This window comes from Brumimicrobium salinarum (assembly GCF_002844555.1).
GTDB lineage: Bacteria > Bacteroidota > Bacteroidia > Flavobacteriales_D > Crocinitomicaceae > Brumimicrobium > Brumimicrobium salinarum.
Map to the genome: position 1 here is coordinate 24,622 of NZ_PJNI01000001.1, position 12,103 is coordinate 36,724.

Here is a 12,103-nt window from a genome sequence, read left to right on the forward strand (position 1 = left end):
ACTATCCATATTGTTTGTTATCATCAATGATGTTGAGTATGTCTTCTTTGTTATAGAATATTACTCCACCTACTTTAGAATAGGGTATGATTCCTTTCGCACGCATATTCTGGAGTGTTCCAGGAGAAATGCCTAGCATACGTTGTACCTGATGCGACTTTAGAAGAACTGGATCATTAGATGATGTGTTTTGCGTTGATAATTCATCTTTTAATGATGCTAATGAGGAAAGGATCGTGTCTTTTAATTCTTGCAGATCCTCCTGGGTTACAATTGATATTTCCATAAGACTAATTTTAAAGATTCAGTACAAATAGAATTAAAAGAAATCGAGTTTTGCCCCTGCACCACCCTGCACAAATTTCAAGAACCTGTTGCATTTACTGGTGTTACAGAAGAAAAAAAAGATAAAATTTGTTTTTAATTGAATTATAGATTAATAAAAAACTATCTTTGCTGGAGCAGAAAAAAGAGATAATAGAATTGTAGCGAAAGCTATTTTTGGGTAACAAAATCACCAATTTTAAAACCCCCAAAAAAATAGACTGACGCTCATGCCAAAAGGCGTGGGCTAGAGTCTGTTTGGGGGTTGGGCTTTGGTGAGCCTTGTTACCGATGGATGTTTGGCTCACGCTTCTTTTTTATACCTCCATAACTACTTATTATGCATACAGATTTCTCAAAATACAATTTGGAAAAAGAGGAGGTTAACATGATTGAAGCTTTTATGTTGCTTTATGGATATTCCTCAATCAAATCATTCTTGGAAAAAGATTTGTCAGAGCTACAAAAGCATAAAGATTGGAATCTTGAAATAAAAAATATTTATCACAAAATGAAAGGATGTTAATTCCTCTACTTCAACTTTGAATTAATTAGGTTTAGCATATCAATTATTTTATCCCTTACATTTTCAAGAACTAAAGTATCTTTTGAATACAAATTATTTCTTGTTTGTGATATTGAAAACCTTTCCTTTATTGCTGTATTATAAGTTGCGCATATCCATCTTGCTAAATCTTGATAGTTTTTCGCTTTAATGACTTTTGAGTCATTCATTAACTTTATGAATACAGATAGTTCCATGGTATTTAATAGACTTTCGATCTTCATACTCTCGCTTTCTGAAATTACAGGAGATGCTTTTTTTATCTTTATTTTTTCGTCGATTAATTTTAGTTCTTGTTCAAACCATGTTTGTAAGACTTCTGAAATGTTTTTGGCTTCAGGATCGTAGGATATTTTTATTGCTTCAAAAGATTGATTAACATTTTTATTTAATTCTAATAATTGAAATCTTCTCTCTTGAAGGTTTAGAATGGAGTGTAAGTCCTTACGATACTCTGAAATTAAACAAGTTAAGAAATTATAGTTATTAAATCTATGTGAGATTAAAAGAGATACTATTTCTTCTTCGGAAAGTATACCATCTGGTGCGTTGGCTATATGATTGTGTATTCCGTTGATTAGCAAAATAAAATAATCAAACTCATGATATGTTAACCTGTTTGGATGGTCGATTTCAATAATCCTTCTGAACTGTTCATTTATAATTTTCTGCAGTTTGGGATTGATACTACTCCTATTAAACGAACGCTTTATTTTATTGATTTTAGTGTCAATATTATTTATATTGATTTTCTCTGAATAAAAAGGAATGGGGTGGTTTTTGTTAAAATGCTGGTTGTAATTTTCGAACAAGTAATCTAGCAACTTGATCATTGACTTATAGATGATTGCAAAGTGGTGATCATTTGTATATGATTTTTCAACTTTGTAATTAATGAACTTCGGATTAACGGTATGTATCAATAACAGTTCTTTAATATTGAGTAAGAGAGTTTCTTGTATTTTCTGAACTAATTTTCCGAATGTGCTTTCATCGTATTCAAAGTTTTTCAGTCTCAATCTACTCTTAATATTAAAGGAGTATTCCTCTAAGAGATTGTAATAATAACAGTATTTCAACCTATCGAATTTAATCTTTCTCCAAGATGTTTCAACACAAAACGAGTATGTGGTTAAGTTTGAATTTTTGCTTTTGGATGAGGTAAATACAACGTTTTTTAAATCAACATCGATGTTTTGTAAAATAGTATCAGGGAAGAGATCTTCAATCGAATCATTAAATGGTAAATCATTATGATAAATAAATTTACTTGCTAATGGATGAGCTGATGATATATTTTGCTTATCAACAACAACTGCTTTGTTGTCTTTGACTCTTGATTTGATTAGTTGTAAATCTTTTGGAGCACCAAGTTTTTCGGTTAAATATACAGTCAGTATTTTAGAATCATGATTTGATATATTTAAATGCAAAGGGTTAAGACTGCCGAAAATAATATCATCATAAATTTCAAGTAGTGAGTAAGATGCTTTCATAGGTTACAGTATCAATGTAGTTAATAATTTAGCATATTAAACGGTATATATTATGTGATATTTTAAAAATCACCTTGCCAATTAATGACAAGGTGATAGAAGAAAACAAAAAGCTAATTGTAAGTGTCTGGTTGTCAACATCATTTAAAGGTTTGATGTCAACTTAGTTTTATCAGAAGATTTACCGAATAGTTTGCTTTTTAAATCATTCATATCTTCAGAAACCTTGCTTTCCACCACTTTAGCGTAAATTTGTGTAGTACGAATAGAACTATGGCCAAGCATTGAACTTACCGTTTCTATGGGTACGCCATTGGATAAAGTGATAGTTGTTGCAAAAGTGTGGCGAGCAATGTGGGAAGTGATTTTCTTTTTAATACCGCATATATCAGCAATCTCTTTCAAATAACCATTATAGCGTTGGTTACTGTTAACCGGAAGTAGTCTGTTTTTGTTTATACAATAAGGATGTTCTCTGTACTTCTCTATAATTTCCATTGCTACAGGTAGCAATGGAACACTTTCTTTTACACCTGTTTTTTTACGATTCTTTTTTAACCATGATCCGCCATCTATTCCTTTGATAATTGCATCATATTCGAATTCGTAAATATCAGCATAAGCAAAACCAGTGTAGCAACAGAATATAAAAACATCACGTACTTCAGATAAACGAGGAATATTAATTTCTTTAAATCTAATGCGGTCAACTTCTTCTTGAGTTAAGATTTCTCTTTTCGGAGCGATGTAACTGCAACGGAAGTTTTTGAAAGGGTTTGATGAAATCCAGTCTAATCCAACTGACATGTTCAATATTTTTTTTACGTTCTTAATGTATTTATGAGCTGTATTAGTGTGAAGATTATCCTTTGTGAGTAGATAGTGTTCAAATTCTGTGGCAAAGCGCAAGCGAAGCTCAGACAATGGAATATCTTTTACTTTGTATTGGTGTTTCATGAAGTTCACGACTTTCTTCCTGGTGCTTACGTAACGTATATATGTTTTTTTGGCTACTTGATTAATCTTTAATTTCTCCTCCATTTTGGTATTGTGGTAATCGAAAGCATCGAGGATGGTTTTTTGAGCAGGCTTTTCATCGATGCCCAGGTATTTGTTTTTAAGTTCTAAAGCTGATGTTTTAACGTTTTGCGCTCTTAAATTGTAAAAGTTTGTTTCGATTGATGTTTGTACTCTATTTAAGAATGCATTAATTACATCTGCTTTTTTATTACTGGATTTCACCAACTTTCTATTGTTATCCCAGTCTACTTTTTTAATCCAGTAGTCGGTAAATATTTCGGTTTTTTTACCGTCTACATAAATTCGTACATAAATAGGGTGATTCCCCTCTTTCTGCCTTTGCAAGTTTAAGCGGTTTCTTAACCTTAATTTCTGCTTGTGATTCATAGTTATTTATTTTAAACATTTCCTAGTGACAAAAAACCGTTCTTTAAAGGTTCTTCGTTTTTGAATCTTAAAATGTCAAATGTTCTATATCAACTATAAAATCAATGCTTTACATCATTTCTGTCACCAAAGTTATAATTTAAATCTGGTGACAGCATAGGTGACAAAAAGTTTGTTATCTATTAGTTTTGTTTGTGTTTGTTGGATTTTAGATTGTGGTCGAAAGTGTTGGTTTTCGTGATATTTGGTGGTATTTAATGAAAAAAGACCTCCGGATGGAGGTCTTTTAGTTGTCCCACTAGGGCTCGAACCTAGACTCTTCTGTACCAAAAACAGACGTGTTGCCAGTTACACCATGGGACAAGATTTCAATACAACATTATTTGCGTTGCGGGTGCAAATATACAAACATTTTATCGAACAACAAGCTAGTTTTTAGGTAATTTTTTAATCATTTTTTTTATTGATTGAAATTAAGGCAGTTATCTAACTTCTATAATTTTTTTCAATTCCTTTCGTTGACAGTTTGATTATTATTAACTTCGTGCGATTCAAATTTACACTATGAACTATAAAAAGTTAGATATATCTCTAGGATGGTTGGCGTTTCTAATTGCGACAATTGTTTATTTTATTACAGCAGAAGATACAGCTTCCTTATGGGATTGTGGCGAGTATATTACGGCTGCATACAAATTAGAAGTTGGTCACCCTCCAGGTGCTCCATTTTTTATGTTAGTGGGAAGACTATTCTCCCTTTTTGCTGGCTCTGAAGCAGAGGTCGCTATGTGGATTAATAGAATGTCTGCACTATCTAGCTCCCTAACTATTCTCTTTTTATTTTGGACAATTACAAAATTAGGGAAGAAAATTGCCGAAAAAGATGGTCAGGCAATGACTAAAGGTCAGCAAATAGCAATATTGGGATCAGGTTTTGTTGGCGCTATGGCATATACCTTTACAGAATCTTTCTGGTTTTCAGCAGTAGAAGGTGAAGTTTATGCAATGTCATCACTATTTACTGCAGTTATTTTTTGGGCCGTTTTAAAATGGGATGAAGAAATGACGGCAATCAAACGTGGACTTTTAGACCCAGAAATTCATCCTTTACGTTGGATGGTTTTAATCATGTTTTTATTTGGTTTAGCGATTGGAGTTCACTTGTTAGGTTTATTAGTTCTTCCTGCAATTGCCTATGTGGTTGCACACCAAATCAAAGAGAAAAATAGTATAAAATTATTCATTATCACAGGACTAATTGGAGTTCTTATTTTAGGATTTATTCAAAATGGGATTATCCCTGGAACCATTGCACTCGCCTCGAAAGTTGAGATATTCTTTGTGAATGGTCTAGGATTACCTTTTGGACTTGGAGCAGCCTTCTTTTTTATTTTACTGGTGGGTCTTTTAGTTGGTGGATTGATTTACACCCGGAAACGCGGACATAAATTAGCAAATTCTGCCATTTTGGGTCTAGTTGTACTTTTTATTGGATATGGATCATTCGCAACAATTGTTATTCGTTCAAATGCAAATCCGCCATTAGATGAGAATAATCCAGAAAACTTAGTAACACTTCATGCGTTTCTTAAACGTGAACAATATGGATCGTGGCCTATACTATATGGAGAGTACTTTAATTCAAAAGCTGCTGACCAAAGAGAGTTTAAGGATAGGTCTCCAAATTATGATCGCAGATGGGTAGTTTCTACGAAACAGGGAAAGGACGTTATTTCATTTAAGGATAAAGAGGTCGCTCAAAATTATATTGTAAACAGTGGTCAAAATTATCAGCTTAACGAAAAATACTTTGTAACAAACGAAGACATACGAAAAAATCAAGTGGCTGTTTACACCCAAAATACATTTTTCCCAAGAATGTATGTCAAAGGTGACCCAAGAAGAGCTAGTGGATATCGAGACTGGTCGAATTATGATGCTTCTAGGCCTGTTACAGCAGCAAACCGAGGTGATGATGGAAGACCAATACCAACATTTGGTGAAAACATAACTTACTTTATCAACTATCAAATTAATTGGATGTATTGGAGGTATTTTATGTGGAATTTCTCTGGTAGACAAAATGATATTCAAGGTCATGGTGATGAAATGCGCGGGAATTGGATTTCCGGATTTAGCGTTGTTGATGACGCCAGATTAGGGGCACAAGGTGAAAATGCTCCACATTATACACAGACAAACCCGAGTAACGCAAAATTCTTTTACATTCCATTTATCCTAGGGTTAATTGGTATGTTCTTCCACTTTTTAAAAGCGCCAAAAGATGCGATTGTCGTTGGTGTGTTGTTTCTGTTTACAGGAATCGCAATTGTGGTGTATTTGAATCAAAAACCTTTCGAACCTCGTGAACGAGATTATGCGTATGCCGCTTCCTTTTATACCTTCGCCATTTGGATTGGATTGGGTGTTTATGGATTATATGAAGCCTTTAGATCCTTTGCGAAAGAAGATTACAAAAAGCTCGCTATCGGCTTCGGAAGCTTGTTGCTCCTATCAGTATTTGCTGATTTAGGTGCACGATCAGGTATGCCTGCCACAGTATCTATGCTAATAATTGGCGGAATTGGCGGAGGTGCAATGTTATTAATGACATTGTTGCGGAAAGCAAATATCCCAAAAGTTGGCGCTGCAAGCTTCTCTATTTTACTAGGATTAGCAGCTCCTATATTATTAGGAACGCAAGGTTGGGAAGGTCATGATAGAAGTGATCGATCACCAGCTCGTTCATTGGCATACAACTACCTAACAGGATGTAGTCCTAATGCAATATTGTATACGAATGGAGATAATGACACTTTCCCATTATGGTACCTACAAGAGGTGGAAGGAATTCGTACAGATGTGCGCGTAGCTAATCTCTCTTTGATGCAAACAGACTGGTATTCTAATCAAATGAAGATGCGTGCCTATGAATCAGACCCTTTACCTATAAAATTTAGAGAAGATCAAATTTTACAAGGTGCAGGAAGTACAGATTACGTTTTATTTATTGATTATGAAGTTTACAAAAGTAGTTTGTCTCCTGAAAAGGCAGATGAAATCATAATGAAAAAAATTGAAGGTAATCCTAAACAGTTTCAAAATGCATTAAGTCAGATTAGAAGAGGATTAGCGGCGACAATTCCATCGTTAAGACCAAAAAATGCTAGAGCTACAGAGGTGTTACAAAGAATGAAAGAAGAGTTAGAAACACCTATTGAAAATCCTGGCTATAAAGAATATCAAAAAATAGATTTGTTTATTCGTAAAATCTTTAGTGATGCAAATAATGGAAATATATCAGCAGATAAAAATTTATTAACCCAATTACAAGATGCTGCCATGTCATGGACGAAGCCATGGGATTATTTACCACTCGATTACGCCATGGAATTTGTTAGAGATGATAACAATATGTTCAAACAACCAGGTAGACGTGCGTTACGCTACTTCCCTGCTTCCGGATTTGTATTGCCAGTAAATGTTGAAAACGCAGTAAAAGCTGGAATCATTTCTGAAGAGTTTAAAGACCAAGCCATGACTGATATTAGATTTGACTTTAATAAAGGTGGTCAATTTAGGTCAGATGTTAATGGTTTACCTCGTCAAGAAGTAATGATGTTAGACATTCTTGCAAACTTTGATTGGAATAGAGGAATATTCTTCTCAAGTATAGTAGGTTCTGATGTATCAAAAGCACTTTACAATAGAGGTCTTTTAGCGAGTTTTGGACAAATCAACGGATTAGTTCCTTTAAATAGAAATGATTCGGATGATTTTTCAATTGTAAAAACACACGAAAACATTATCGAAAACTATGATTATGCTAATCTTGCAAGTGATGGTGTTTTGGTAGATTACTATACAAGACGTCATACAGACCAGTACCGAAACAACTTTATTGAATTGGCTTCTAAGTATTTGTTTAAATACAAAAATGCTTCAACAGGAGCAGATTCCTTAAGTGTACTCGATGGAAAAAACAAACAATATTATGCAGATAAAATCGAAGAGATTATTCAATTTTCATTAGAAAAACTGCCCATTGACAAGGTTTATGATTTTGGAGAACCTCGTGCTGTAGGTGCTCAATTGACACCTACTGATAGAGTTTATGTAGATGGTGCAGTCCCAGATATGATTCGTATTCTTTACGAAGTTGATAAAAATGAATTGGCAAATGAACTTGCAATCGAATACATGGCTCAGCTGGAAACGATGATGGATTATTTCAACAATAGCGATCCTTTGATTGCCTATAGAAATAAAAAAGACTTTATTTCCTTTGGTATGAATTTCTTAAAAACGTATGCTAATGTTTATGTTTCTGCTCCAGATACAGAAGCGGCCGCAATGAGTGATCAACTGTTTGAGAAAATGTCGAATCAAGTTGTCCCAGGTATCGTTGAAGGCCTGAAGAGAGTTAAAACATCTGATGGTAAAGTGAGATTTATGGAGAAAGAAGCATTAGATTTTGCTAAACTTTACAATGCAATGTTATCTGATAATGGTTTCCAAAGTGAAGACGCTGCAGACTAAACCAAGACTTTTTAAAATACCAATAGTAGCGGCGTGGATTTTTCCGCGCCGCTTGTGGTATGGAGCATCTCAAAATGTATATCTAAGCTTTGATGATGGACCGCACCCCGAAATTACACCTTGGCTTTTAGATGAATTAAAGCGAAATAACATAAAGGCAACTTTCTTTTGGCAAGGAAATCAAATTGAAAAACATCCAGAACTTCTACAACGTGCCAAAAATGAAGGTCATTCGGTGGGACATCATGGATATGAGCATAAATCTGGAAAATCGTTAAACTTCGACGCGTTTAAAATCAATTTTGATCAATCGAATCAGCTTGTAGATTCAAAATTATATCGACCTCCTTATGGTGATTTAAAGTCAAGTCAAGCGAGATACGCTGCAAAAAATGGTAAGATAGTAATGTGGAACTGGATGAGCTATGACTTTGATTCCACAGTTTCTATTGAACAGATTATTCAAAAAGCAAAAACGCAAATTAAAGGAGGTGATATTTTGGTTTTTCACGAGAATGAAAAAACAAACCATAGAATTAAAGAAATAATACCGGCAATAATTAAAGTTATTCGCGATAAAGAACTTAATTTTGCACGCATAGAAAAGAAACGATAATTATTATGAGCGACGAAAAGAAAACTTCATTAGAATCAATCGGTGAATTCAAGTTAATTGATGAACTAACTAAAGATTTTAAAACACATCATTCCTCTACAATATATGGCGTTGGAGACGACGCAGCAGTAATCCAAAGAGATGAGAACACCGTTTCTTTAGTCGCTACAGATGCACTTTTGGAAGGAATTCATTTCAATCTGATGTACACGCCATTGATGCATTTAGGTTATAAAGCAGTGATGGTGAATCTATCTGATATTTACGCCATGAATGGAACTGCGGAACAAATTACTGTTACCATTGCAGCTTCGAGTAGATTCCCAAAAGAAGCGCTTGAAGAACTTTACAAAGGCATTAAAAAAGCCTGTGATATTTACGAAGTTGATTTAATTGGTGGAGACACTACTTCTTCTGTATCAGGTTTAATGATTTCTGTAACTGCCATTGGTACTGCCAAAAAAGAAGACGTAGTTTATAGAAATACAGCCAAAGAAAACGAACTAATTGTTGTGACAGGAGATTTGGGAGCCGCTTATATGGGACTTCAAATCTTGGAAAGAGAAAAATCTGTCTATAAAGCAAATCCAAACATTCAACCAGATTTGGATGGATATGATTATCTTTTAGAAAGACAATTAAAACCAGAAGCACGAAAGGACGTAGTCAAATTCCTTAAAGAACTTGATGTTAAACCTACTTCAATGATTGACGTTTCTGATGGATTAGCCTCAGAATTGTTTCATTTATGTAAACAATCAAACGTAGGTGCTCAAATTTATGATGAAAAACTACCAATTGATACTGCAGTTTCAACAACAGCAATAGACTTTGAAATATCTCCAACAACTTGTGTGCTAAATGGAGGAGAAGATTATGAGTTGCTTTTCTCTATCAAACAAGAAGATTTCGACAAGATAAAAGGAAATCCGCACATGACAGTAATTGGGCATTTCACAGCCAAAGATTCAGGACTTTATTTAATCGATAAACAAGGTGCTGCTATTGAACTGAAAGCTCAGGGTTGGAACCATTTTAATGAAGGAAAAAACGCTTAATTGTTGTTTTCAACAATTCGGAATTTCACAATTCGTAATTCCTTCATTCGTAATTCGTAATTGAATTAGGGGAACATACCCAAAACGGTCAGCCTTATTTAGGGAAGCACACTGTAATAATTCATCATTCATATTTCATATTTCATAATTATTTCCGTAATTCGCAAAAACTAAAAGATGATAAACGTAGGAATATTTTGTGGTGGATATTCATCTGAATTTGAAATCTCCATTAAAAGTGCAAACATGATTTTAAATCATTTGCCAGAAACAGAATACAACGCTTTTTTAGTGCGTGTAAATGAACAAGGTTGGTTTGCAGATTACCAAGGAGAAACCGCAGAGGTCTCCCCTATTGACTTCAGTTTTACATTAAAAAATGGCGAAAAAATCACAATTGAATTGGCCCACGTTTATATTCACGGAGATCCAGGAGAAAATGGAAAGCTTCAGGCTTATTTCGAGATGAAAAAACTTCCTTTTGTCAATAGTAGTGCGCTTTCATCAGAGCTCTCCTTTGACAAATGGTTTTGTAATCAATTTTTGAGAGGCTTCGGAATCAAAGTGGCAGAATCTGAACTTTTGTTGAAAAACGAATCTTATGATGTGAAAGCAATTGGCGAAAAATTAGGATTTCCATTATTTGTAAAGCCAGCAGATTCAGGTTCCAGCTATGGAATTTCAAAAGTATATAAACTTGAAGATTTACCTAAAGCCATTGACGAAGCTTTTGCAGAAGGAAATACTGTTGTTTGTGAAGCCTTTTTGAAAGGAACAGAAATAACTTGTGGTGTTTACCGTAATGATAAAGGTGTTGTTCCTTTGCCGTGTACAGAAATTGTTTCAGAGTCAGATTTTTTCGATTATGATGCAAAATATCTAGGAAAATCTCAAGAAATCACACCTGCAAGAATAAGCGATGCATTAACCAAAGAAGCGCAAAACCTTACAGTAAGAATCTATCAATTACTTCAAATGCGTTCGTTAGGAAGAGTAGATTTTATGATTGTAGATAATGAACTGTATGTCATTGAAGTCAACACAACTCCAGGCTTTTCAGCTGAATCACTAGTTCCAAAAATGCTAGATTACGCTGGAATTTCTATTGGAGATTTCTGGAAAGAAATATATGAATTCGAAAGAAGGTAATTTCAGTATGGACGGTTTGGTGTAGGGACGGTTTGCAAACCGTCCCTACACTTACTTTACAAAAATCCTAATTCCAATTTCGCTTCTTCACTCATCATGGTTTGGTCCCATGGTGGATCGAAAACAATATTGACCTTTGCAGATTTCACCTCTTCCACAGATTCGATAACTTCTTTTACTTCATTGGGAAGTGACTCCGCAACAGGACAATTTGGAGAGGTCAATGTCATTTCAACATCTACCGTTTTATCTCCATTGATTTTCACTTCATATATAAGTCCAAGCTCATAAACATCAACGGGAATCTCTGGATCGTAAACCGTTTTTATAACATCTATGATTGAATCTTCTAATGTTGCCATTTCCTTTTTTTCACAAAGATAGATTATGTTTTATAGAAAAAAGGCAAAATCATCTTCTTTTTTAGAAAGAGTATAAATAAGAACAATATTAACTGCGTTCCTCAAAAATTTTACATTGACATAAGGACGCTCCAAAAGGGCAGGTATCGTGATCATAATCACAAAATTCTATACTGGTTATATTTGCATTTGAGCATGTATACTCATCCTCCAATGCATTGATTAAAAGCGTGTATTTTAAACGCGTTTGTACTTTTTCTGGAAAATCAAGAAAGAAATTATAATTTTCAATGAGGTTTGATAATTGTTGATAAATAAGATCGATTTGGGAATCTGTTAATTGCTCATGAGGTGGAAACACTATTTTTTCAAAGCCGATGATTTCGCATAAAGGAGCTACATTAAATCCGTCACAGAAATCTTCATCTTCAACAATATATAATTCTGCTTCACCCAAAATATCCAAATGACTTCGAACAGCGATTTGAGCTTCTTCAGCTTCCTTTAAATCTTCGACTAATTGTTCAATATAACGATTCATAAGTTAGTGTTTATACAAGCAAGATAGAGAAAAATCTATTATAAAG

The 12,103-nt window shown here is 34.1% G+C and carries 10 protein-coding genes and 1 tRNA gene; 5 read left to right on the forward strand and 6 right to left on the reverse strand.

From position 1 onward, the window contains the following. Position 1 precedes the first annotated feature (1 nt). A complete protein-coding gene (locus CW751_RS00130) occupies positions 2-286 on the reverse strand; it encodes a helix-turn-helix domain-containing protein (protein ID WP_101332930.1) in 285 nt (94 codons plus the stop codon). A gap of 378 nt (positions 287-664) precedes the next feature. On the opposite strand from CW751_RS00130, the gene CW751_RS00135 reads away from it, so the two are divergent. Then, positions 665-850 carry a hypothetical protein gene (locus CW751_RS00135; protein WP_101332931.1) on the forward strand — a complete coding sequence of 62 codons (186 nt, stop codon included), beginning with the start codon at positions 665-667 and terminating at the stop codon, positions 848-850. A gap of 5 nt (positions 851-855) precedes the next feature. Here CW751_RS00135 and CW751_RS00140 read toward each other — a convergent pair whose 3' ends face one another. The 3 genes from CW751_RS00140 to CW751_RS00150 form a co-directional block, all read right to left on the reverse strand. Next, a complete protein-coding gene (locus CW751_RS00140) occupies positions 856-2,385 on the reverse strand; it encodes a hypothetical protein (protein WP_101332932.1) in 1,530 nt (509 codons plus the stop codon). A gap of 144 nt (positions 2,386-2,529) precedes the next feature. Further along, the gene (locus tag CW751_RS00145) at positions 2,530-3,792 is read right to left on the reverse strand and encodes a site-specific integrase (RefSeq protein WP_101332933.1); all 1,263 of its coding nucleotides are present in this window, start codon (positions 3,790-3,792) and stop codon (positions 2,530-2,532) included. 290 nt (positions 3,793-4,082) lie between these two features. Continuing rightward, a tRNA-Gln gene (locus tag CW751_RS00150) sits at positions 4,083-4,155 on the reverse strand. A 201-nt stretch (positions 4,156-4,356) separates the two neighbouring features. Here CW751_RS00150 and CW751_RS00155 point away from each other — a divergent pair. The 4 genes from CW751_RS00155 to CW751_RS00170 all read left to right on the forward strand — a co-directional run bounded on the left by CW751_RS00155 (position 4,357) and on the right by CW751_RS00170 (position 11,154). Then, positions 4,357-8,331, forward strand: a complete 3,975-nt coding sequence (locus tag CW751_RS00155) for a glycosyltransferase family 117 protein (protein ID WP_101332934.1) — start codon at positions 4,357-4,359, stop codon at positions 8,329-8,331. Beyond that, complete coding sequence (locus CW751_RS00160) at positions 8,312-8,947, forward strand: polysaccharide deacetylase family protein (RefSeq protein WP_165779172.1); 636 nt, start codon at positions 8,312-8,314, stop codon at positions 8,945-8,947. Before CW751_RS00155 ends, CW751_RS00160 begins: the two co-directional genes overlap by 20 nt. 5 nt (positions 8,948-8,952) lie before the next feature. Further along, positions 8,953-10,005, forward strand: a complete 1,053-nt coding sequence (thiL, locus tag CW751_RS00165) for a thiamine-phosphate kinase (protein ID WP_394335950.1) — start codon at positions 8,953-8,955, stop codon at positions 10,003-10,005. A gap of 177 nt (positions 10,006-10,182) precedes the next feature. Continuing rightward, positions 10,183-11,154: a D-alanine--D-alanine ligase gene (locus CW751_RS00170; protein WP_101332937.1), complete on the forward strand. Its 972-nt coding sequence runs from the start codon at positions 10,183-10,185 to the stop codon at positions 11,152-11,154. 56 nt (positions 11,155-11,210) lie between these two features. Here CW751_RS00170 and CW751_RS00175 read toward each other — a convergent pair whose 3' ends face one another. Beyond that, entirely contained in the window at positions 11,211-11,516 is a 306-nt protein-coding gene (locus CW751_RS00175) for an SUF system Fe-S cluster assembly protein (RefSeq protein WP_101332938.1), read from the reverse strand. A gap of 88 nt (positions 11,517-11,604) precedes the next feature. Beyond that, positions 11,605-12,057: a hypothetical protein gene (locus CW751_RS00180; RefSeq protein WP_101332939.1), complete on the reverse strand. Its 453-nt coding sequence runs from the start codon at positions 12,055-12,057 to the stop codon at positions 11,605-11,607. Between the last annotated feature and the right edge of the window lie 46 nt (positions 12,058-12,103).

What these genes read in the sequence shown, in the direction of transcription:
- CW751_RS00180 (WP_101332939.1), bottom strand. Translation starts at nt 12,057, where the DNA reads ATGAATCGTTATATTGAACAATTAGTCGAAGATTTAAAGGAAGCTGAA.
- CW751_RS00170 (WP_101332937.1), top strand. Translation starts at nt 10,183, where the DNA reads ATGATAAACGTAGGAATATTTTGTGGTGGATATTCATCTGAATTTGAA.
- CW751_RS00145 (WP_101332933.1), bottom strand. Translation starts at nt 3,792, where the DNA reads ATGAATCACAAGCAGAAATTAAGGTTAAGAAACCGCTTAAACTTGCAA.
- CW751_RS00135 (WP_101332931.1), top strand. Translation starts at nt 665, where the DNA reads ATGCATACAGATTTCTCAAAATACAATTTGGAAAAAGAGGAGGTTAAC.
- CW751_RS00140 (WP_101332932.1), bottom strand. Translation starts at nt 2,385, where the DNA reads ATGAAAGCATCTTACTCACTACTTGAAATTTATGATGATATTATTTTC.
- CW751_RS00175 (WP_101332938.1), bottom strand. Translation starts at nt 11,516, where the DNA reads ATGGCAACATTAGAAGATTCAATCATAGATGTTATAAAAACGGTTTAC.
- CW751_RS00155 (WP_101332934.1), top strand. Translation starts at nt 4,357, where the DNA reads ATGAACTATAAAAAGTTAGATATATCTCTAGGATGGTTGGCGTTTCTA.
- thiL (WP_394335950.1), top strand. Translation starts at nt 8,953, where the DNA reads ATGAGCGACGAAAAGAAAACTTCATTAGAATCAATCGGTGAATTCAAG.
- CW751_RS00130 (WP_101332930.1), bottom strand. Translation starts at nt 286, where the DNA reads ATGGAAATATCAATTGTAACCCAGGAGGATCTGCAAGAATTAAAAGAC.